Origin of the sequence: Lysobacter soli, from assembly GCF_003382285.1 — a bacterium.
Taxonomy (GTDB): Bacteria; Pseudomonadota; Gammaproteobacteria; order Xanthomonadales; family Xanthomonadaceae; genus Lysobacter_J; species Lysobacter_J soli.
This window is the reverse complement of sequence record NZ_QTJR01000011.1, coordinates 16020-34894: the sequence shown is the minus strand read 5'-3', so window position 1 is coordinate 34894 and position 18875 is coordinate 16020. Positions and strand designations below refer to the sequence as shown.

Annotated in this window: 14 protein-coding genes; 9 read left to right on the top strand and 5 right to left on the bottom strand. The window is 66.4% G+C overall.

The genetic code is table 11. The features are described 5' to 3' along the window. The first annotated feature begins 225 nt into the window (after nucleotides 1-225). The gene (locus DX912_RS14205; RefSeq protein WP_115843403.1) at nucleotides 226-579 is read left to right on the top strand and encodes a DUF1304 domain-containing protein; all 354 of its coding nucleotides are present in this window, start codon (nucleotides 226-228) and stop codon (nucleotides 577-579) included. Nucleotides 580-589: 10 nt separating this feature from the next. Here the strand turns inward: DX912_RS14205 and DX912_RS14200 are convergent, their stop codons facing one another. Next, entirely contained in the window at nucleotides 590-1057 is a 468-nt protein-coding gene (locus DX912_RS14200) for a hotdog fold domain-containing protein (protein ID WP_115843401.1), read from the bottom strand. Between the two features lie 75 nt (nucleotides 1058-1132). Continuing rightward, on the bottom strand, nucleotides 1133-3601 hold the full coding sequence (locus DX912_RS14195; RefSeq protein WP_115843399.1) for an acyl-CoA dehydrogenase: 2469 nt from the start codon (nucleotides 3599-3601) through the stop codon (nucleotides 1133-1135). Between the two features lie 272 nt (nucleotides 3602-3873). On the opposite strand from DX912_RS14195, the gene DX912_RS14190 reads away from it, so the two are divergent. The 8 genes from DX912_RS14190 (at nucleotide 3874) to DX912_RS14155 (ending at nucleotide 11773) form a co-directional block, all read left to right on the top strand. Continuing rightward, on the top strand, nucleotides 3874-4536 hold the full coding sequence (locus DX912_RS14190; protein ID WP_115843397.1) for a TetR/AcrR family transcriptional regulator: 663 nt from the start codon (nucleotides 3874-3876) through the stop codon (nucleotides 4534-4536). Nucleotides 4537-4593: 57 nt separating this feature from the next. After that, a complete protein-coding gene (locus DX912_RS14185) occupies nucleotides 4594-6402 on the top strand; it encodes a phosphoenolpyruvate carboxykinase (GTP) (RefSeq protein ID WP_115843394.1) in 1809 nt (602 codons plus the stop codon). Between the two features lie 7 nt (nucleotides 6403-6409). Continuing rightward, nucleotides 6410-6994 (top strand): 2OG-Fe(II) oxygenase, encoded by a 585-nt coding sequence (locus DX912_RS14180; protein WP_115843392.1) that lies wholly within the window; start codon nucleotides 6410-6412, stop codon nucleotides 6992-6994. A gap of 34 nt (nucleotides 6995-7028) precedes the next feature. Continuing rightward, nucleotides 7029-8060, top strand: a complete 1032-nt coding sequence (locus tag DX912_RS14175; protein ID WP_115843390.1) for a hypothetical protein — start codon at nucleotides 7029-7031, stop codon at nucleotides 8058-8060. Continuing rightward, nucleotides 8057-9637: a tetratricopeptide repeat-containing sulfotransferase family protein gene (locus tag DX912_RS14170; RefSeq protein WP_115843388.1), complete on the top strand. Its 1581-nt coding sequence runs from the start codon at nucleotides 8057-8059 to the stop codon at nucleotides 9635-9637. Before DX912_RS14175 ends, DX912_RS14170 begins: the two co-directional genes overlap by 4 nt. Before the next feature lie 26 nt (nucleotides 9638-9663). Then, complete coding sequence (locus DX912_RS14165; RefSeq protein ID WP_232338446.1) at nucleotides 9664-10266, top strand: RNA polymerase sigma factor; 603 nt, start codon at nucleotides 9664-9666, stop codon at nucleotides 10264-10266. Then, complete coding sequence (locus DX912_RS14160; RefSeq protein WP_115843386.1) at nucleotides 10263-10784, top strand: hypothetical protein; 522 nt, start codon at nucleotides 10263-10265, stop codon at nucleotides 10782-10784. Before DX912_RS14165 ends, DX912_RS14160 begins: the two co-directional genes overlap by 4 nt. A gap of 71 nt (nucleotides 10785-10855) precedes the next feature. Continuing rightward, complete coding sequence (locus tag DX912_RS14155) at nucleotides 10856-11773, top strand: DUF4097 family beta strand repeat-containing protein (RefSeq protein WP_181902841.1); 918 nt, start codon at nucleotides 10856-10858, stop codon at nucleotides 11771-11773. Nucleotides 11774-11862: 89 nt separating this feature from the next. On the opposite strand, the gene DX912_RS14150 is transcribed toward DX912_RS14155, so the two are convergent. From DX912_RS14150 to DX912_RS14140, 3 genes are all read right to left on the bottom strand, one after another. After that, on the bottom strand, nucleotides 11863-12522 hold the full coding sequence (locus DX912_RS14150; protein WP_115843382.1) for a TIGR02466 family protein: 660 nt from the start codon (nucleotides 12520-12522) through the stop codon (nucleotides 11863-11865). Between the two features lie 109 nt (nucleotides 12523-12631). Next, entirely contained in the window at nucleotides 12632-15649 is a 3018-nt protein-coding gene (locus DX912_RS14145; protein WP_115843380.1) for a TonB-dependent receptor domain-containing protein, read from the bottom strand. 231 nt (nucleotides 15650-15880) lie between these two features. Further along, nucleotides 15881-18865 carry a TonB-dependent receptor domain-containing protein gene (locus DX912_RS14140; RefSeq protein WP_115843378.1) on the bottom strand — a complete coding sequence of 995 codons (2985 nt, stop codon included), beginning with the start codon at nucleotides 18863-18865 and terminating at the stop codon, nucleotides 15881-15883. Nucleotides 18866-18875 lie beyond the last annotated feature (10 nt).

Here is an 18875-nt window from a genome sequence, read left to right as displayed (position 1 = left end):
CAGGATCGAACGTAGTCGTGCTCGCACTTTTCGAGACCAACGTCATCCCGGCGTAGGCCGGGATCCAGGCCATCACCCGTCCGCCCCATCGCTTCGCTTCAGGCCTGGCACGCTGGAACGAACACGTGCATCACGCCGCAGCAAACGCTACGGTGCGCTTGCCAGCCTGGATCCCGGCCTTCGCCGGGATGACGGCTTCCAGAAGCAGTCACGCGGAGAATCGGAATGTCCATGCTTGTGCTGCTGCTGATCGCCCTCGTCGCACTCCTGCACGCGTATTTCCTCGTGCTCGAAATGTTCCTCTGGACGCGCCCGCTCGGCATGAAGGTCTTCCGCCTCACGCGCGAGAAGGCCGAATCGACGAAGGTCCTTGCCGCGAACCAGGGCCTCTACAACGGCTTCCTCGCCGCGGGCCTGGTGTGGTCGATCATCGGCGAGCGCCGAGACGTGGCGACGTTCTTCCTCGCGTGCGTTGTCGTAGCCGGCGTCTACGGCGCGGCGACGGTCAACAAGCGGATCTTCGTCGTGCAGGCCGTGCCGGCGCTGCTTGCGCTGGCCGCGCTGTGGTTCGTCGGCTGACGCGGAAGACTTACTTCCGCGGCGACACCCACATCGCGATCGACGCGCGGAATACCGCTTCGCCGGCGTCGTTCTTCACGATGACGGTGACGGGCAGTTCGTAACCCGACGTGGATTCGACCAACGGAACATCCGGCGTCGCGACGCCGTGCATCGTGCCGGTTGCCTTCTTCAGGTATTCGACCGTCATGCCCTTGGGAATCCAGCGCATCGACGCGGGCAGCGTCGCGTCGGTCATCACGCCGGCGGCGAGTTCGGCCAGGTTGCACAGCGCGATCGCGTGCACCGTGCCGATGTGGTTGTGCACGCGGCGGCGGTCGGCGATGCGCACCTCGCAGCGGTTCGGCTCCAGCGACACGATGCGCGGCGCGATCGTGCCGAAGTAGGGCGCCTTGAAACAGATCGCACGCGAGAACAGCCAGCGGCCGGCGGGCCAGCGCGTGAATTTGCGATACAGCGAGAGCAGGGGCGTGGACATGGCGGACGTGTTCCAGTGGCCGGATACGACGACGGCGGGACATGCCCGCCGTCGTTGGTTTCAGATCGCGTCGCCTCAGGCGGCGTAGCGGCTGTCGCGCTTGCCGATCTCCGAGGTGGCGGCGCGCAGCTCGGACGGATCGAAGTCGTCGACGCTGATCGTGTCGATCGTCAGCTCGCGCAGCTCTTCCAGCTGGCGGCGCTCGTCGGCGGTGATCCAGCCTTCGCGCACGCCTTCCTCGAGCTGCGAGGCGAAATCGTGCGCCTCGATGCCCTTCTGCTTGAGCGCCTTGAGGAACTTGCGCTCCACCGGCTCGGCGAGCACGGCCTTCTGCAGGTAGCTGGCGATGCGGCCGCCCGGGTTGTTGGCGGTCGGCGTCAGGAACACGCCCTTGCCGAGGCGATCGCGCGCTTCGTTCGGCGACATCAGCAGGGAAGCGACCTTGTGGCCCAGGCGGTCGCTCGGGTACTGCGCGCGACGACCCAGCGGGAACACCAGCGCCCACAGCAGCCAGCCGACCGGACGGATCGGGAAGTTGCGCAGCGCGCCGGAGAACGCCTTCTCGATCTTGAACGTCGCGTTGTGGATCGACCACGCCAGCAGCGGCTGGTCGGTGACCGGGCAGCCTTCGTCCTGGTAGCGCTTGAGCAGCGCGCTGGCGATGTACAGGTTGCTCAGCACGTCGCCCAGGCGGCCCGACAGCGATTCCTTGAACTTCAGCTTGCCGCCGAGCAGCAGCATCGAGGTGTCCGCGCACAGCGCCAGCGCCGCCGAATAGCGGTTGAGCTTGCGGTAGTAGCGACGCGTGTAGGCGTCACCGGGCGCCTTGCCCAGGCGCGCCGACGTCAGGCCGAACCAGAACGAACGCACGGCGTTGGAGATCGCGAAGCCGATATGGCCGAACAGATTGCGGTCGAACTCGCGCAGGCGCTCGGCCGGATCGGGCAGCGTCGCCGCCTTCATTTCCTTCAGCACCCACGGATGGCACAGGATCGCGCCCTGGCCGAAGATCATCAGCGAGCGCGTCATGATGTTCGCGCCTTCCACGGTGATCATGATCGGCGCGGCCTGCCAGTTGCGGCCGGCGAAGTTGCGCGGGCCGAGGATGATGCCCTTGCCGCCGATGATGTCCATCGTGTCGCGCGCGACTTCACGGCCCAGCTCGGTGCAGTGGTACTTCGAGATGGTCGACGGCACCGCCGGCAACTCGCCACGCGCCACGGCAGCGGCCGAGGCTTCGGCCAGCGCGCTGATGGTGTACGCATTGCCGCCGATGCGGGCCAGCGCTTCTTCCACGCCCTCGAAGCGGCCGACCGACAGGCCGAACTGCTTGCGGATGCGCGCATACGAACCGGTGACGACCGCACCGAACTTCGAGCCGCCCGACGCGGTGGACGGCAGCGTGATCGAGCGGCCGATCGACAGGCATTCGACCAGCATCTGCCAGCCCTTGCCGGCGTAGGCTTCTCCGCCGATGAGCTGGCTGAGCGGGATGAAGACGTCCTTGCCGCGGATCGGGCCGTTCTGGAACGGGCTGTTGAGCGGCATCGCGCGGCGGCCGATCTCGACGCCGGCGGTGTCGCGCGGCAGCAGTGCCAGCGTGATGCCGATGTCCTGCTTGTCGCCGATCAGGCCTTCCGGGTCGTACATGCGGAACGCCAGGCCGATCAGCGTCGCGACCGGGGCGAGCGTGATGTAGCGCTTGTCGAAGGTCAGCTTCACGCCGACCACGCGCGCGCCGTTCCATTCGCCCATGCAGACGATGCCGTAGTCGGGGATCGACGTCGCATCCGAACCGGCCCACGGGCCGGTCAGGCCGAAGCACGGCACTTCACGGCCGTCGGCCAGGCGCGGAAGGTAGTGGTCCTTCTGCTCCTGCGTGCCGTAGTGCATCAGCAGCTCGGCCGGGCCGAGCGAGTTCGGCACGCCGACGGTGGAGGACACCACCGAGGACATCGACGCCAGCTTCTGGATCACCTTGTGGTTGCCCAGCGCGGTGAAGCCCAGGCCACCGTATTCCTTCGGCACGATCATGCCGAAGAACTTGTTCTTCTTGATGAAATCCCACAGCTCCGGCGAGAGGTCGGCGTCGACGTGGGTGATCTGCCAGTCGTCGATCATCTTGCACAGCTCTTCGACCGGGCCGTCGAGGAAGGCCTGCTCATCGGCGCTCAGCGTCGGGCGCGGCTGGTTGTGCAGCACGTCCCAATCGGGCTTGCCGGAGAACAGCTGGCCTTCCCAGCCGACGGTGCCGGCTTCCAGCGCGACGCGTTCGGTTTCCGACAGTGGCGGCAGGATCTTCGTGTAGAAGCCCAGCAGCGGCTTGGTGATGAACGGCAGGCGGAACTGCGGCAGCAGCAGCGGCACCGCGATCACCGCGGTGACGATGGCGGCGACGACGGTGGCCGTGCCGTTGGCGCCGAGCAGCCAGCAGGCGACCAGCGCGGTGGCGGTCAGCGCCGCCCAGACCGGCAGTCGCAGGCGGTGGTAGGCGGCGATGGCGCCGACCAGCAGGAAGGCAATGAAGGGAATCGCGATGCTCATGACAGCGCTCCAGCAGCGGTGCGGCGGTACGTATTAAAGGTAAGTGTGGTCGGGTCGCGGCGATGCGCAGGTGCCTTTCCGGGAACATCCCGTTTACCGCTCGGCATTCAAGCGCGCGCATCAAACGCTTGCCATACGGGCGAGTATGGTAAGATCGCCGCGCTACTGTCAACCGCACCTTTGCCAGACCGGCTCGCCTTCATGCCTTCTTTCGGGGTTCTTGACGGCCTGCATACTGTTCCCGCCGCTGGCGTATGGTTAAACTGGAAACCATGAGCTCAGACGCCCAGACCAAGCACGAAGGAGCCGGACAGGACCGTCCCGGCGAACGCGCAACCGGCGAGAGGACGGCACAGGCACGATCCGCGCCTGAACGCACCGGCCGCCTGAGCGCCGACGACTGGGCCCAGGCCGCCTTGGACCTCATTGCCGAACAGGGCGTCGCCGCGGTCGCGGTCGAACCGCTCGCGCGCCGGCTCGGCGTGACGAAGGGCAGCTTCTACTGGCATTTCCCGTCCCGCGATGCGCTGCTCGTCGCGGCGCTGGAGCGCTGGGAGAAGGTCGAGCAGGAAACCGTCTTCGGACAGCTCGAACCCATTTCCGACCCGCGCGAGCGCCTGCGCGCGCTGTTCACGCTGGTCGCGCACGAATTCAAGTCGCACGTCATCTATTCCGAGCTGCTCAAGGCGCTGGACCATCCGGCGGTGCAGCCGGTAATCGGACGCGTGTCCGAGCGTCGCCTGGAGTACCTCACCGCATCGTTCCGCCAGGCCGGGCTCAGCCGTACCGACGCCCAGCACCGCGCGCGTCTGCTGTACGCCGCCTATGTCGGCTTCCTGCAGCTGAACCTGCAGCTGCACCAGGCGCGCATGCAGCACGACGAATTCGAGGCCTATGTCGAGCACATGATGGCCACGCTGATTCCTTCAGCATGAGCCCGATCGTCAGCCAGATTTCCCATAAAGCCGGCCCCCGCTGGAGGTAGTTCCGCAATGAATGCCATTTCCCATGACGTCGCCAAACAACCTGCCGTCGCCCCGGGGAGCGAAGGCAGCAAGCTCGCCGCGCTCAATGCGTGGGTCGCCGAAGTCGCCGCGCTGACCAAGCCCGACGCCATCCACTGGTGCGATGGCAGCGATGCCGAGAACGCCGCGCTGATCGCGCAGATGCAGGCCGACGGCACGTTGATCAAGCTCAACGAGACCACGCACCCGAACAGCTACCTGCACCGCTCGCATCCGGACGACGTCGCCCGCGTCGAACACCTCACCTTCGTCTGCACGACGAAGCAGGACGACGCCGGCCCGAACAACCACTGGATGGCGCCGGCAGATGGTCACGCGAAGATGGACGCGCTCTTCGACGGCTGCATGAAGGGCCGGACGATGTACGTGATCCCGTACTGCATGGGCCCGATCGATTCGCCGCTGTCGCGTTGCGGCGTGGAAATCACCGACAGCCCGTACGTCGTGGCGAACATGCGCATCATGACGCGCATGGGCGCGGCTCCGCTGGCGCGCATCGAGCGCGAAGGGAAGTTCGTGCGCGGCCTGCATTCGATCGGCGAACTCGATCCGGAGCGCCGCTTCATCATGCATTTCCCGGAAGAACTGACGATCAAGTCGTTCGGTTCGGGCTACGGTGGCAACGCGCTGCTGGGCAAGAAGTGCCACGCGCTGCGCATCGCCTCGCACCAGGCCCGTTCGGAAGGCTGGCTCGCCGAACACATGCTGATCCTCGGCCTGGAAAATCCCCAGGGCGAAACGCACTACATCGCCGCGGCATTCCCGTCCGCGTGCGGCAAGACCAACCTGGCCATGCTGATTCCGCCGGAAGGTTACCGCGCCGACGGCTGGAAGGTCTGGACGGTGGGCGACGACATCTGCTGGATGCGCCCGGGCGCCGATGGCCGCCTGTACGCGATCAATCCGGAGGCCGGCTTCTTCGGCGTCGCGCCGGGCACGTCGGCCAAGTCGAACCCGAACGCGCTCAAGTCGATCCAGAGCAACACGATCTTCACCAATGTCGGCGTCACCGCCGACAACCAGCCGTGGTGGGAAGGCCTCGACGACGGCCAGCAGCCGGTCACCGACTGGCGTGGCAACGCGTACGACGCGGCCAAGGGCCCGGCCGCGCATCCGAACTCGCGCTTCACCGTGAGCGCCAGGCAGTGCCCGAGCTACTCGCCCGAAGCGGAAAACGCCGCCGGCGTGCCGATCAGCGCGATCGTCTTCGGTGGACGTCGTCCGTCGTTGGTGCCGCTGGTGTTCGAAGCCCGCGACTGGACGCACGGCGTGCTCGTCGGCGCCGCGATGGGCTCGGAAACCACCGCTGCCGCAACCGGTGCAGTGGGCGTGATGCGCCGCGATCCGATGGCGATGAAGCCGTTCTGCGGCTACAACTTCGCCGACTACTTCACGCATTGGCTCTCCTTCGACCAGGCCGGCGCAAAGCTGCCGAAGATCTTCCACGTCAACTGGTTCCGCAAGGGCGACGACGGTTCATTCCTGTGGCCGGGCTTCGGCGAGAACCTGCGCGTGCTGGAGTGGATGATCCAGCGCGTGAAGGGCGAAGCCGGTTCGGTCGAAACGCCGATCGGCCACCTGCCGAAGGACGACGAGATCAACCTCGACGGCGTGGAACTCACCGACGAAGCACGCGCCAAGCTGTTCGGTTTCGAGCGCGAAGGCTGGCAAGCCGAATTCGCGAGCATCGGCGACTACCTGGACGAATACGGTCCGCGCATGCCGCAGGCGCTGAAGGACGAACAGCAGCGCATCGCGAAGGCGCTGCAGAACTGAGGCCTGCATGACACCGAACCCCGCCGCGCTCGCGGCCAGTCGTGAATTCGAGATCGACGGCCGCCCGCTGCGGGTGTTCGACGGCCACCTTCCCAACGTGGCCGATTACGTGCGCGGCCTGGCCAAGGCCGCGTTCACGCGCACCGAGGTCGCCCGGCCGGAAACTGCCGAGCACAAGCACTGGGCGACCGAAATCAAGCTCGAAGCGCTCGTGCAGCAGCCTATTTTCGACGTCACCGCGCGTGCGGTGCTCGGCTTCACCACGCGCGAGTACGGCTACCGCCCGTACCGCGCGTACACCAACGTCGCGACCTTCGGCGACATGCTTTTCAGCCACACCGACTGCCTCCCGGACCAGCACGACCTCACCGCGCTGTGGTACCTGTGCGAGCACTGGGACCTGGAATGGGGCGGCGAGACGATGTTTTTCGACGCCAACGACGAAGTCGCTGCGGCAGTGCAGCCGCGCCCGGGCCGGCTGGTGATCTTCGACGGCGCGATCAAGCACGTCGGTCGGCCGCCGAACCGCATCTGCTACGCGCCGCGGTACACGTTCGCGATCAAGTTCGAGCGCCAGCGCGCTCCCGCCTGACGCACCCGAGCAGGCAACCATCCCGGGAGGGCGCGTGGAGACGGCGAGCTTCGATGCAACGTTGCCGGTGCGCGCGACTGATGCGCGCTGGTTTCCCGTCGACCTTCACGTGCCGCAACGTCGTTTCGACATGGCGATGCTCGACGTCGAAGTGCTCGAACGCTCAACCTTCCTCGACACGCGACTGGACGCGACGCTCGCGTCGATCGAGCACGTGCCGGCCGACCGTTTCGCCGCGTTGCCGTCACAGCGCCCGCCGGCCTGGCTGTTCCACACCTCGTTCTGCGGCTCGACGCTGCTCGCGCGCGCCGTCCACGTGCCGGATTACCAAGTTGCGCTCAAGGAACCGCTGGTGCTGCGGCGCCTCGGCGATGCACGTCATTCGGGCTGGTCGATCGACGGGCTGTGCGACACGACGGTGCGCCTGCTGTCGCGTCCGTGGACGCCCGATGGCAGCGTACTGGTGAAGGCCACGCACGCGGCGCTCAACATCGCGCCGGAGCTGCTGCGTGCATCCCCCGAAAGCCGCGCGGTGCTGCTGACCTCGACCCTGGACGATTTCCTCGTCTCCAACATCAAGAAAACCCCGGAAACGCAGGCAAAAGTACCGGAACTCGCCGGGCGCGCGCTGAGCGCCGGAACGCTCCATCAGCGCCTTCCGGCGCAGGCGTTGCAGCCGCCGGACCTGCTGTGCGCGGTCGCACTGCAATGGGTGGCGCAGCGCGATCTGCTCGCCGGGCTCGTGCGCGATTTCGGCGAACGCGTGCGCGTGCTCGATTTCGCGACCCTCGCTGACGATCCCGAGAACGTCGTCGTCGACTGCGCGCGCTGGTGGCGGATGCCGTCGCCGGAAGACACGCTGCGCCTTCGCGCGCGCGAGGTCGCCCATCGCAATGCGAAGGCGATGTCGGTGGAATACAGTGCGGAGCAACGCGCACGGGAAGCGCGCATGGTCCATGAACGCTTCGGCGCTGAACTCGCACGCGCCCGCGACTGGGCGCAGCGCTTCGTGCTGCCGCACCTGGGATCGCCGCTGCCCATGCAACCGCCACGGGACTGGACATGAACGCCGCAACGCTCTGGCAGCGCGCCGAGACCTATGCGAAACAGGGCCAATGGGCGGCCGCGCTGACGGCGTACGACGGCGTGCTCGAACACGATCCGAACCACGTCATGGCGATGCTGCGTGCCTCCCGCATGGCGCTGTCGCTGGGGCGCTATCGCGATTCGCGCGAGTACGCCGTGCGCGCGCTCGCCGCGCGCCCGCAGGGCGACGAGGCCGTGCTCAACCTCGCGCGTGCGCTGCGGCTGTTCAACGAGCCTGCGCTGCTGATGGAGTGCCTGGCGCATTCTCGCTGGCAGGAACGTCGCTCGGCGGCATGGCTCACCGAAGTGGCGATGCTCGTCAGCACCAGCGGCGAGAACGAGCTCGCGATGCAGCTGCTCGACCTCGCCGTGCAACGCGATCCCCGCCACGCGCCGGCGCGCTATTTCCGCGGGGTGGTGCACATGTTCTTCGGCCAGATGGAGCAGGCGGAAGACGAACTCGAACAGTGCATCGCGATCCTGCCGACGTACGCGCAGGCGCATTGGGTGCTCTCGCGCCTGCGCAAGCAGACGCCGGAGCACAACCACGTCGCGCGCATGAAGGCGCTCATCTCGCGCGTCCCGGCCGGCAGCGAAAGCCGCGTGTACCTCGCCTACGCCGTGCACAACGAGGCCCACGACATCGGCGCGTACGACGAGTCGTGGCAGGCGCTGGAACATGCCTGCCGCACCAAGCGCCAGCTGTCGCCGCACGATCGCACCGATGCGCGACGCATGTACGAAGGCCTGGCGAAGCTGTGCGATGCCGGGTTCGTCGCCGCAGGGCATGCGCATGCAGACGAACCGGCGCCGTACCGTCCGGTGTTCGTCGTCGGCATGCACCGCTCCGGCAGCACGCTCCTGGAACAGTTGCTCGGCGGGCATCCGGACGTCACCGACGGCGGCGAGACGTATTCGTTCGCCTCGCAGATGCGTTACTTCGCCGATTACCGCAGCCGCGGCGTGCTCGACGCCGAACTCGTGCGCCGGGCGGACAAGGTCGATTACGCCGCGCTCGGGCGTCGTTTCCTCGAACACACGGCGGCGCGCGCGAAGGGCAGGGCGGTGCTCACCGAAAAGCTGCCGTCGAACTTCCTCCACCTGGGTTTCATCGCCCGCGCGCTGCCGCATGCGCGGATCCTGCACATGGTGCGCGACCCGGTCGACACGTGCTTCTCGAACCTGCGCACGATGTTCTCCGACGTGAACACCTTCTCCTACGACCAGCGCGAGCTGGCCGAGTGGTACGGCCAGTACCGCGGCCTGATGGCGCACTGGCACGCGGTGATGCCGGGCCGGATCCTGGACGTGCGCTACGACGAGCTGGTCGCCGATCCGGAGGGCGCGATGCGCCGGGTCCTCGCCTTCTGCGAGCTGCCGTGGGACACGGCCGCGACCACGCTCGACCGCCCCGGCGCCGTGGCCACCGCGAGCAGCCCGCAGATGCGCGGAGGCATCATCAAGGACCGCAAGGCGGCCTGGGCCCCGTACGTCGACAAGCTGGGGCCGCTGCTCGAGGCCCTGGCGCCCTGGCGCGAGCCGCAGGCGTCCCCTTAAACCCGCGCCCCGTCCGGCGCATCCATATGGACATGCTGACCGTCGTGACCGAAAGCCTGACCGATGCCCCCGCCGTCCCGGACGACGGCAGCGAGGAACGCAGCCTCGTGTCGGCGGCCGCGCGCGGCGAGATGCGCGCCTTCGAGGCGCTGTATCGCCGCCATGCCGGGCGCGTCCATGGCGTCATCGCCCGCTTGGTCGGCGGTCACGGCGCCCGCGCGGAGGACCTGACGCAGGAAGCCTTCGTGCGCGCATGGCAGGCGCTGCCGGCGTTCCGCTTCGAGTCGGCGTTCTCGACCTGGCTGCACCGGCTGGCCGTGAACACCGCGCTGATGGAACTGCGCAGCCGCCGCAGCCGCCCGCAGGACGAGGGCGACTCGGACGAAGAAGTTTTCGACTTGATCGGCAGTGCCGATTCGGCCGGACATACCACCGCGCTGTCCATGGACCTGGAACGCGCCGTCGCCAGCCTGCCGCCGCGCGCCCGGGCGGTGTTGGTCCTGTACGACGTGGAAGGCTGGAAGCACGAGGAGATCGCCGCCGAACTCGGCATGGCGGTCGGCAGTTCGAAGGCGCAATTGCACCGCGCGCGCAACCTGCTGCGCGACCGGTTGGAGGCACACGCATGAACACGAACCACACCGAAAACACCGGTCGCGACGACCTCCCCGATGCGCTGCGCTGGCAGTTGCGGGCGATGCGCCGCGACGAAGCGCCCGAGCGCGACCTCTGGGCCGGCATCGCCGAGCGCATCCAGGCGCAGCCGCGCCAGGTGCAGAAGCAGCGTCCGCGCTGGATCGCGCCGGTCGCGATGGCCGCCACCCTCGTGCTCGCCGTGGGCATGGTCGGGCTGTGGCGCAGCGGTGGCGAAGGCCCGGCGCTTCCCGGCACCGCGACCGCGCAGCGCGACACGCTCGTGCAGCTGGAAGCCCAGGGCATGCGCCGCCAGTACCAGGCCGCGATGATCGAAGTCGGTACGGGCCGGCCGCCGGCGGAACTGCAGCCGGCGTTCGACGAACTCGACCGCAACGCCGCGCTGATCCTCGACGCGCTGGCGCACGATCCGAACTCGCGCCTGCTGCTCGAACAGCTCCGCAAGACCTACGCACGGCGCCTCGCACTGGCGCAACGCGTCGCCTACGCATGACCGGTGCCATCCAGATGCCGCTGACCACTTTCACCACCCAAGAACCGAAGCCTGATTCCCGGAGAACGTCCATGACCCGCGCCCACATCCAACGCCTCGCATTCGGCCTGGCCCTGCTGACGGCGCACGGCGCCTTCGCCGCCACGCCGATCAACGAGTCGCGTCCGCTGGACCCGCGTGGCCGGGTCGAGATCGAGAACGTCAAGGGCAGCGTCGAAGTGCGCGCCTGGGACAAGCCGGAAGTGAAGATCGAAGGCAGCCTCGGCGAAGGCGTCGAGCGCCTGGAGATCGACGGCGACCGCGAACACCTCAGCATCCGCGTGAAGTATCCCAACCGCAGCGGCATGGGCGTGTTCGGCGGCGGCGACAAGAGCGAGCCGACCGACCTGCGCCTGATGGTGCCGATCCGCGCCGACCTCGACATCGACGTGGTCTCCGCCGACGTCAACGTCGAAGGCGTCGCGTCGAACGAGTTGTCCATCGACTCGGTCAGCGGCGAGGTGACCGTCGCCGCCGCACCGCGCGAAGCCGACTTCGACAGCGTCAGCGGCGACCTGATGCTCACCGTCAACTCCAGCCGTGTCAGCGCCGAAACGGTGAGCGGCGACCTCAACCTGCGCGGCCGCCTGGACGGCGAGGTGCGCGTGGAAACCGTGTCGGGCCGCGTCGACGTGAGCACGCTCAACACGCGCGTGCAGAAGCTGTCCGGTTCGACGGTGTCGGGCGACATCCGCATCAACACCGCGCTGGCGAACAACGGGCGCGTCACGCTGGAAACCGTCAGCGGCGACCTCGACCTCACGCTGCCGAAGAACCTGTCGGCGAACGTGCGCGGCGAAAGCTTCAGCGGCGACCTGGCCGCACCGGGCGCGCAGATCAATCGTCCCAAGCACGGTCCGGGTTCGAGCTTCGACCACCGCTACGGCAACGGCGATGGCGACGTGTCGATCGAAAGCTTCTCGGGAGATGCGACGCTTCGATTGGAATGAGTGCGTCGAGGCAGGTGCGAAAAAGCAAAAAAGCCGCATTTTTTGCGGCTTTTTTGATGCCTTTGCAGATCAGCGGCAGTACGCCGGCATCAGCCGTTCTTCATCCCGAACCAGCAGTTGAACGCGATGGTGATGCGTTCGTCGTCCCCGAAGAACGGCATCACTTCGTGCTGCAACCAGGACGGGAACAAAACAAGTTGCCCGGCCTGGAAGCGGACGTTCCACGTGCCGTGGTGATACGGAGCACGCAGCCGTGCGTTGCCGGCGTCGAGGAAGTAGTTGCTGTAATGGTGCGGATTGTGGAAGCGCAGCACGCCCGAATCGGGGCGATCGGCCGGCGTCGTGCCCGGATCCACGCAGTACACGCCGGACCACGAGGCCATCGGATGCGTGTGGTTGATCGTGAACCCTCCTTTGCGCGTCACGTGGAACCACGTGTGCGAGAAGATCTGCAGCCGCTTCATTTCTTCGGCGCTGTAGCCGTTCAGATCGGCGATCGTGCGGCCGAGCGCCGTCCAGCAGAACTGGCGAAGCTGCTGGATGCAGGCGTCCGGCCAGGCGAAGAGGTTGAAGTCGCTTTCGAACACGCCCGGTTGCTGCTGAAGCGACGGATTCGGATTGGCGTAGCGCGCGCCTTCGGATTCGCGCGCCAGGATCAGCGCCCGTAATTGCGGGTTGAGCGCCGCGGCGTCGGGCAGCATGTCCTGCGCGAAGGGGACCGAGAAGACGGGGCTGATCTCGAAGCTCATGCGATCGCTGCGGCGCGTTGGGAATGCCGAGTTTAGCCCGGTCGGCGCGTCCCGGATAAAGCGGCGGCCCCTTGCGGGGCCGCTGCGAATGAACCTTCGCGGGGAAGGATCAGAACTTCTGCGAATACCGGAAGTAGAAGAAGCGTCCCGGCACGTCGTACTGCGGATCGAACGAGTTGGCGAAGGCGGTGTACGCGATCGGCGGGTTCTTGTCGAAGATGTTGTTGATGCCGACGGTCACCTTCGCATTCCACGGCGCGTTCCAGTAGAGGCTCGCGTCATGGAAGGTCGAGGCGCCCACATGGTGCTCGTTCGCCGCGACGACGGTGAAGTCGTCGCCGCCGGCCGTACCGTCCCAGGTGCCGTTGCCGTTGGCGTCGGTCGGGATGCTGCGGAAGCGGTCGGTGGTGGTGCACAGCCAACCGTAGCCGTAATCCTCGAAGGTCTGGCAAGGCTCGGTCTGGTCGGAGTAGTAGCGCACGTTCCACGTCGCGCCCCAGTCGCCCTTCTCCCAGCGTGCCGCGAGGTTCGAACGGATGCGCCAGTAGTTGAGCAGGTTCGGACCGTCGTATTCGCCGACGAGGTTGCCACCTTCGTTCGCCGCCATCGGCGAGCCGATCGCGGGTTCCTTGAAGATGTCCTCGCCGTAGATGCCGTCGCCGTCGTTGTCGTTGAGGAATTCCGACAGGTAGGTCGTGTCCCACGTGAAGCTGAACTTGCCCCACGAGTTCTCGGGCAGACGATAGCTCACCGTCATATCCCAGCCTTCGACCTTCGTGCCGCCGATGTTGGTCGTGGTGTTGAGCAGGGTGAGGATTTCGCCACCGGGCTGGCGGCTGTACAGATCGCAGGTCGCGCCGGTGCCGCCGGAGTCGATGCACTGCTGGATGATCGCGGTCGCGCCGACGGTGGTGATGGCGTCCTCGATCTTGATCTTCCACCAGTCCAGCGAAACGTCGAGTCCTTCGACGAAGCTCGGACTGTAGACCAGGCCCGCCGTGGTCGATTCGGCCTTCTCCGGCAGCAGGTTCGGATTGCCGCCGACGGTGATGCGGATCTGCGTGTTGTTCTGTGCGTAGCCGCCCGCGGGTACGCCTTCGGCCTGGCAGCGTGCCTGCGCCGGCGGCGTCTGGTTGCCGAAGTTGGCCTGGTTGCAGGGATCGCTGACCTGCGGGAACGAGTCGGCCTGGCCGGCGAACAGTTCGGCGATCGACGGCGCGCGGAAACCTTCGGACCAGTTGCCGCGGACCAGCAGGTCTTCGATCGGCTTCCAGCGGAAACCGAACTTGCTGTTGAGCGTGTCGCCGAAGTTGCTGTAGTCGGAATAACGCGTGGCGACCGAGAAATCGAGCAGCTTCGCGCCGGGCACGTCGGCGAGCACCGGGATGGCGAGTTCGAGGTACGCCTCGTCCACGTCGTAACCGCCGTTGGTGGCGGTGCGTGCGTTACCGGTGGTGTTGCCGGAGTTGATCAGCGCATCGGGCGAGTCGTAGCCCTCCTCGGTACGGTGTTCGAGGCCGATTGAGAAGCCGAGCGGGCCGCCGGGCAGGTCGAACAGGTCGCCGCCGATGTTGGCGTAGTAGGTCTTCTGCGTGTAGCTGTACTCGTCGTGCGCGACGAAGGTCGCGTAGTCGAGCATGTCCTGCGTCATGCTGCCCACGCCGCCCAGCATGTTCATCGGCACGCAGCCGGCGATCGGCGAATCGGGCGTTCCGCAGGTCGGCACGCCTTCGTCATCGATGAACGACGGTCCCAGCGCATTGCCCAGCGAGATCACGTTGAACAGGCCGTTGGTGGTGTTGTTGGCCTTGTTGCGACCGTAGAAGTAGCCCGCTTCCCAGTCGTAGTACTTGTCGGCGAAGTTGAGCGTGCCCTCGAAGCCGGCGTTCATCGCGAAGGTGCGCACGTCCTGGCTGAAGCGACGACCGCCGGTTTCCACTGCACGGCGCTGCACCCAGTCGATGTCTTCGCCGAACGGGTTGTAGATGCTGTCGGCGCTGATGACGACGTTGCCGGCGTTGGTGCCGGTGACCGGCACGCCCAGCGTGATCGGCATCGCCGCGAGCAACTGTTCGGATTGCCGCTCGTTGTAAGTGAGCGTGGTCTTGAAGCGCACGTTGTCGGTGATGTCCACCGACGCGTTGCCGAAGACCGACCGACGTTCCTGCGGCGTCAGCAGGTAGTTGTCGGGCGCGAAGTTGTAGATGTCGGCGCCGGTGAAGTTGCGCCAGTTCGCCGCGCCTGCACCCGGATCGTAGGTGAAGCTGCCGGGCGTGCCGTTCGGACGGCAGCGCGTGGCGGTGTCGGGATCGGTCGGGTCCGTGAAGCACTCGCCGAAGCGCACCGAGAAGTTGCCGTTCGGCGTCGTCGAGCTGCCGCCGAGCGCCGCACCGGTGGTGTAGATCGGCTCCTTGGAGATGTAGCGGTCGCCCGCCATCACCGGATCTTCCTTGACGTAGCCGAAGCCCAGCATCACCGCGAAGCGGTCGGACGTGCTGCCGATGGTGAAGTCGTACGACTGGCGGAATCCGTCGCCCTTGTCGAACTGGCCGATGTAGGCGTTGGCTTCGGCGCCTTCGAAGTTCTGGCGCAGGATGATGTTGACCACGCCTGCGATCGCATCGGAACCGTAGATCGCCGAGGCGCCATCCTTCAGCACTTCGACGCGTTCGACGGCCGCGGTCGGGATCGAGTTGAGGTCGACCTGGCCACCCAGGCCGGTGCCGGATGCGCCGCCGACCCAGCGGCGGCCGTTGACCAGCACCAGCGTCCGGTTCGCGCCGAGGTTGCGCAGGCTGACGCCGGTGTCGCCGTTGCCGCCGTTGTTGAAGGTCGTGTTGAGCGTGGAACCGTTGGCGGTGATGTTCTGGATCACGTCGCCGACGGAAGTGAGGCCCTGCGCGGTGATGTCATCGCGACTGAGCGAGAAGATCGGCTGCGAAGTCTCGATGTCGGCGCGCTTGATGCGCGAACCGGTGACTTCGATGCGGTCGAGGGTCGTCGCTTCCTGGGCGGGGGCGGGAGCAGGGTCCTGGGCCTGTGCTGCGCCGATGCCGGCCGCAGTCGTGGTGCCCAGTGCGAGCGTTACGCGAATTGCGTCCCGGAGCTTTGTTGTCTTCAAGATCATCGCTCTCTCCAAGTCGGTCTAAGTTGTTCCCATGGGAACCACGCCGGGCGGAGCAAACAACCACGCCAAGTCCGGCAAGGTCGGGCCCGATGGTAGACCCGCGGAGCGAATACTTAAAGTGTTGTTAATCTTCAACAGTCTGAACGCGCATTGTTTCATTTCTGAAACGCTCGCAAAAAACTACGGCCCCTTTCGGGGCCGTAGTTGTGTTGCAAGTGCCGTTGGTACCGATCAGAACTTCTGCGAGTAGCGCATGTAGAAGAACTGGCCCGGGACCTCGTACTGCGGGTCGAACGTGTTGGCGAAGGCGTTGAGCACGATCGGCGGGTTCTTGTCGAACACGTTGTTGATACCGACCGAGATCTTGGCGTTCCACGGCGCGTTCCAGTAAACGCTCACGTCGTGGTACGTCGTGCCGCCGATGTGGTGCTGGCTTTCCTTCTGCGACTCGATCGTGTCGCCGCCGGCCGTGCCGTCCCAGACGCCATTGGCGTTCGCGTCCGTCGGGACGCCGACGAAGCGGTCGGTCTCGGTGCAGAGGTAACCGAAGCCGTACTCTTCGAAGCCCGGATCGCAGACTTCGTCCTGACGCGAGTAGAAGCGCATGTTCCAGGTCGCGCCGAAGTCGCCCATTTCCCAACGGGTGGCCAGGTTCGAACGGATGCGCCACTTGTTGTCGTTCTGCGCGTATTCGCCGACCAGGTTGCCGCCTTCGTTGTAGTTCAACGGCTGGCCGATCGCCGGCTCACGCTGGTTGTCCTCGCCGTAACGGCCGTCGCCGTCGATGTCGTCCATCTGCTCGGCCAGGTACGTGGTATCCCACGTGAAGCTGAACTTGCCCCACGGGGTTTCCGGCAGCCTGTAGCCGACGGTCAGGTCGTAACCCTCAACGCGCGTACCACCGATGTTCGTGGTGGTGTTGAGCAGCGTGCTGATGTCGCCGGCCGGATTACGCGTGTACAGATCGCAGGTCGGACCGGCGCCGCCGGAATCCAGACACTGCTGGATGATCGTCGCACCACCGATGGTGGTGATCTGGTCTTCCAGCGTGATCTTCCACCAGTCCAGCGAGACGTCCAGGCCTTCGACGAAGTGCGGGCTGTACACGAAGCCGAATGTGTACGACTCGGACTTCTCAGGCAGCAGGTTCGGGTTGCCGCCGACCGTGATGCGGATCTGCGCGCTGTCCTGGCGGTAGCCACCGGCCGGAACGCCTTCGGCACGGCACTGCGCCTGACCGACGGTGGTCTGCGTGTTGTAGTTGGCCGTGTTGCAGGGATCGGCCAGGCTCGGGAACGAGTCGGCCTGACCGGCGAACAGCTCGGCGATCGACGGAGCGCGGAAGCCCTCCGACCAGTTGCCGCGAACCATCAGGTCTTCGATCGGCTTCCAGCGGAAACCGAACTTGCTGTTGAGCGTGTCGCCGAAGTTCGAGTAATCCGAGTAGCGCGTGGCCACCGAGAAGTCGAGCAGCTTGGCGAACGGCTGGTCGGCCAGGACCGGGATCGCGAGTTCGATGTAGGCCTCGTCGACCTTGTAACCGCCGGCGGTCGCGGTACGCGCGTTGCCGGTGGTGTTGCCCGAGTTGATCAGCGCGTCCGGCGAATCGTAGCCCTCTTCGGTGCGGTGTTCGGCACCAACCGAGAAGCCCAGCGCGCCAGCCGGCAGGTCGAACAGGTCGCCGCTGAAGTTCGCGTAGTAGTTCTTCTGCGTGTAGCTGTACTCGTCATGCGCGGTGAAGCTGGCGAAGTCGAGCATGTCCTGCGTGATGCCGCCCACGCCGCCCAGCATGTTCATCGGAACGCAGCCGGCGATAGGAGCCGTCGCCGTGCCGCAGCGCGGGGTGCCGTCGGCGTCGCGGAACGACGGGCCGAGCGCCTGGCCCAGCGCGATCAGGTTGAACAGACCGTAGGTGGTGTTGTTCGCCTTGTTCTGGCCGCGGAAGTAGCCCGCTTCCCAGTCGTAGTAGTTGTCGCCGAAGTTCAGCGTGCCTTCGAAGCCGGCGTTCATCGCGAACGTGCGGACGTCCTGGTTGAACGAACGACCGCCGGTCTCGGTGATGCGGCGGTTGATGCGCGAGACGTCGGCACCGAACGGGTTGTAGATGCTGTTGCGGCTGATGAAGACGTCCTGCGCCAGCGGCGTCGCGCCCGGGGCGGAGCCCAGCACGACCGGCATGGCGGCCAGCAGCTGCTCGGAAACGCGCTCGTTGTAGGTGACGGTCGTCTTGAAGCGGACGTTGTCGGTGATGTCGACCGACGCGTTACCGAACACCGAACGACGCTCCTGCGGCGTCAGCAGGTAGTTTTCCGGAGCGAAGTTGTACGCATCCACGCCCGGCACGTACGGACGGGCCGGGGTGCCTGCGCCGTCGTAGGTGAAGGTGCCAGCGCCGCCATTGAAGTTGGTCTGGCCGCCGGTGCAGGTGTTGGTGGTGATGTTGTAACCACCCGGGCACAGAGCGAAGCGACCATTCGGGCTGGTGCCCGAACCGAAGAAGTTGCCGGTCGTGTAGGTCGGCTCCTTCGAGATGTAGCGGTCGCCGGCCATGACCGGCTCCTCCTTGACGTAGCCGTAGCCCAGCATCGCCGAGAAGCGGTCGCCGCTCGTGCCGATGGTGAAGTCGTACGCCTGGCGCTCGCCGTCGCCCTTGTCGAACTGGCCGATGTAGGCGTTGGCTTCGGCGCCTTCGAAGTTCTGGCGCAGGATCACGTTCACCACGCCGGCGATGGCGTCCGAACCGTAGATGGTGGAGGCGCCGTCCTTCAGGATTTCGATGCGCTCGACGGCTGCCGACGGGATGGTGTTGAGGTCGACCGCGCCACCCAGGCCCGTGCCGCCGATCCAGCGACGACCGTTGACCAGCACCAGGGTGCGGTTGGAACCGAGGTTGCGCAGGCTGACGCGCGTCTCGCCGTTACCGCCGTTGTTGAAGGTGCTGTTGAGCGTCGAACCGTTGGCGGTGATGTTCTGGATCACGTCGCCGACGGAGGTCAGGCCCTGCGCCGTGATGTCGTCGCGGCTCAGCGAGAAGATCGGCTGGGACGTTTCGATGTCGGCGCGCTTGATGCGCGAACCCGTCACCTCGATGCGATCGAGGGTCGTGGCTTTCTCGCCTTCCTGGGCGAAGGCGATGCCGGTACCGGCCGCCGCAGTAGAGCCCACGGCGAGCGCGAAGGTGATCGCGTCGCGGAGCTGGGTGGTCTTCAAGGTCATCTCTCTCTCC